Raw genomic sequence first — 3,483 nt, forward strand, 5'->3', positions numbered from 1 at the left:
AAAAACTCTACGGCAGAGAAACAGAAGTTGAAACCTTATTAGCAGCCTTTGAGCGAGTCAGCAGAGGCAGCACCGAAATGATGCTAGTATCCGGTTACTCTGGCATAGGTAAATCCGCCTTAGTACAAGAAGTTTATAAACCAATTACTAAAGCCAGAGGTTATTTTATTGCCGGAAAATTCGACCAATTTCAACGAAATATCCCTTACGCGGCCGTTGTCAAAGCCTTTCAATCATTAGTCAAGCAACTCTTAACAGAAAGCGAAGATCAACTCAATACCTGGAAACAAAAAATATTAGCTGCCGTTGGCGCTAATACTCAAATCATTGTAGATGTCATTCCTGAAGTAGAATTAATCATTGGCCCACAGCCCGCCGTACAAGAATTAGGCGCTACCGAAGCACAAAACCGCTTTAATTTAGTATTTCAAAAATTCATCCGCGTCTTTTGTTCAGTTGACTATCCCTTAGTCATCTTTCTCGACGATTTACAATGGGCTGATTCTGCTACATTGAAATTGCTACAAGTAATGCTCGCAGATGAGCAAACCAACTATCTATTTCTAATTGGTGCTTATCGAGACAACGAAGTTAACCCATCTCATCCTTTAATGATGACTTTGGACGAGCTGCAAAATCAAGGTGCAAGAATAGAGCGAATTACCTTGGCTCCCTTACAGCTTCACCAGATAGTTAACTTAATTACTGATACCGTGCGGAAAGACCAAAAATCAGCGCTCCCCCTCGCCGAGTTAGTAATCAGTAAAACTCAAGGTAATCCTTTTTTTGTCAATCAGTTTCTCAAAACTCTCTATCAAGAAAACCTGATCAGATTCAATTTTCAACAAAGAAACTGGGATTGGAATATTTCAGAAATTGAATCAGTAGGTATTACTGATAACGTCATTGAATTGATGCTTGGCAAATTGAAAAGACTGCCCCCATCAACTCAGCAAGTTTTGCGTTTAGCTGCCTGCGTGGGCAATAGTTTTGACTTAAACACTCTGGCAATTATTAATGAAAAATCTTGGTTAGCTACCTTTCAAGAACTATTGCCAGCCATTCAAGAAGGATTAATCTTAACTACTTCTGAGTTAGGTGCTACCGAATCAGAAATAATTAACTCAGACTTAGTAATTACTACTTATAAATTTTTGCACGACCGCGTACAGCAGTCAGGTTACGCTTTGATAGACTCAAAACTGCAAACAGCAATTCACCTACAAATTGGTCGCCTATTACTAGCAAATATTTCTCCTGAGCGACGAGCCGAAAGAATTTTTGAAATTGCCGATCATTTGAATTCGGGTCGAAATTTAATCATTGATGCTCACGAGAAAACTGAACTAGCTATTTTAAATTTAACAGCCGCTCGCAAAGCCAAAGATGCAACGGCTTATGCTGCTGCCAGAGACTACTTAAAATTCGGTCTGGAAATTTTACCGGGCGATATTTGGCAAGACTCCTACGAACTAGCTTTTACCTTTCATAAGGAGCTGGCAGAGGCCGAATATTTAAATGGCAATTTTGAAGAATCAGAAGCTTTAATAGAACTGGCATTTACCCGGGCAAAATCTGATCTAGAAAAAGCCGAAATTTACAACATTTTGATTGTGCAGTACACTCTGCTAAGTAAATATGAATCAGCAGTTAAATCTGGACTCAAAGCCCTTCACTTGCTGGGCATAGATTTGGCTGAAGATAATTTAAGCGAGGCGGTTAATGCGGAAATGGCGGCAGCTAAAGCTAACTTGGCAAACCAAGAAATTGCTTCATTAATTCATGCCGAAAAGATGAAAGATCCCGTTCAACAAATGGCAATGAAATTATTGGGTAACATGGGGCCGCTAACGTTCTTTTCATCTCAAGAACTGTGGAAGTTGACTGTGATTAAAGCGATTAACCTTTCTCTTAAGTACGGTTTTGTAGCGGGAGGGTCTTACTGCTATTCGTGTTATGGAATTATCCTGAATTCAATTTTAGGGGATTACCAATCGGCTTATGAGTTTGGCAGACTCGCTCTGACTCTGAGCGAAAATTCCAATAACTTGTCTCAAAATTGCCAAGATAGTGTGATTTTTGCTAATTACTTAAACTGCTGGGTGAGACCGCTCAAAACTACGGCGGAAATTAATAACGAAGGTTATAAAGTTGGCTTGCAATCGGGCAATTTGCAATGGACGGGTTATAACCGGATGTTTCAAACTATTACCTATTTCTTCCAGGGCATGAATTTAAATAATCTCTTGGAAGATATTGCGAAGTCGCTCCATTTTTGCGAGCAAACTAAAAATTTATGGGCGATTGATATTATTATTGCTAATAAGATAGCTATTTTAAATTTGATTGGCGAAAAGGATGAAGTTAGCGAAGAACAGCATTTAGAAAATTTCCACAGCCGTAAAAGCATGGCAGCGCTGTGTGAGTTTTATGTTTTAAAGGCGCAGACTTTCTATCTTTACGAACAGTATAGTGAGGCGCTAGAAGCATCGGATCGCGCGGCCGAGCTGATCGATTATTTGATGGGTCATATTTCTAGTGCTCACCATTATTTTTACCGTTGTCTGATTTTAACTGCTCTGTATTCAGAGGTTTCTGAATCGGAGCGAAAAGATTACTGGCTGCAATTAGAAGCTAATCAGAAACAAATCAAAGTTTGGGCGGATAACTGCTCGGAAAGTTTCGCACATAAGTTCTCGCTAGTGGCGGCAGAAATGGCGAGAATTTCAGGTCGAGATTTGGAGGCGATGGATTTGTACGATCGCGCGATAGCTGAGGCGAGAGAGGATGATTTTATTCAGAATGAAGCGCTGGCGGCGGAACTGGCTGCTAAGTTCTGGTTGGGAAAAGATAAAGAAGAATTTGCCCAAATATACTTGACTAAAGCTCACTATGGCTACCAATACTGGGGTGCTAAACGTAAAGTTGAGAGTTTGGAGGAGAAGTATCCCCAATTAATAGCGAGAACTTCAGGGAAGACAACTACTCAAACAAAAGTTAACCGAACAACAACGGCGACTACTAGCAACAATTTGGGAGAGACGCTAGATTTAGCTACGGTGATGAAAGCTTCCCAAGCGATTTCGGGTGAAATTGTTTTGAGTAGGTTGCTGGAAAGATTGATGAAAATTGCGATCGAGAATGCGGGGGCGCAAAAAGGTTTTTTGATTTTAGAAAAAGCGGGAAACTGGGCGCTAGAGGCGGAAGGTTCGGTGCAGGAGGATGAAGTTAGTGTGCTGCAATCGCTTCCTCTCAATCCGATAGCAGCTTCTGGGGGAACTCCTTTGCTGGCAAGTGCTATCGCCAATTATGTGATTCGCACTCAGGAAAATGTGGTGTTAAATAATGCGGCTCAAGAGGGACAATTTACCCGCGATCCTTATATTGCAGCTACTCAACCGAAATCTATTCTTTGTACTCCTCTGCTACACCAAGGTAAGCTGACTGGCCTTCTTTATTTGGAAAATAACCTGACTGAAGGGG

General features: G+C 40.9%; 1 protein-coding gene. It reads left to right on the forward strand.

What is annotated here, in order from left to right; genetic code table 11:
- The coding region (locus QUB08_RS31535; RefSeq protein WP_333230194.1) for an AAA family ATPase at positions 1–3,483 on the forward strand (3,483 nt) is incomplete at both ends.

The sequence above is a fragment of the Microcoleus sp. BR0-C5 genome (genome assembly GCF_036705045.1).
Taxonomy (GTDB): Bacteria; Cyanobacteriota; Cyanobacteriia; order Cyanobacteriales; family Microcoleaceae; genus Microcoleus.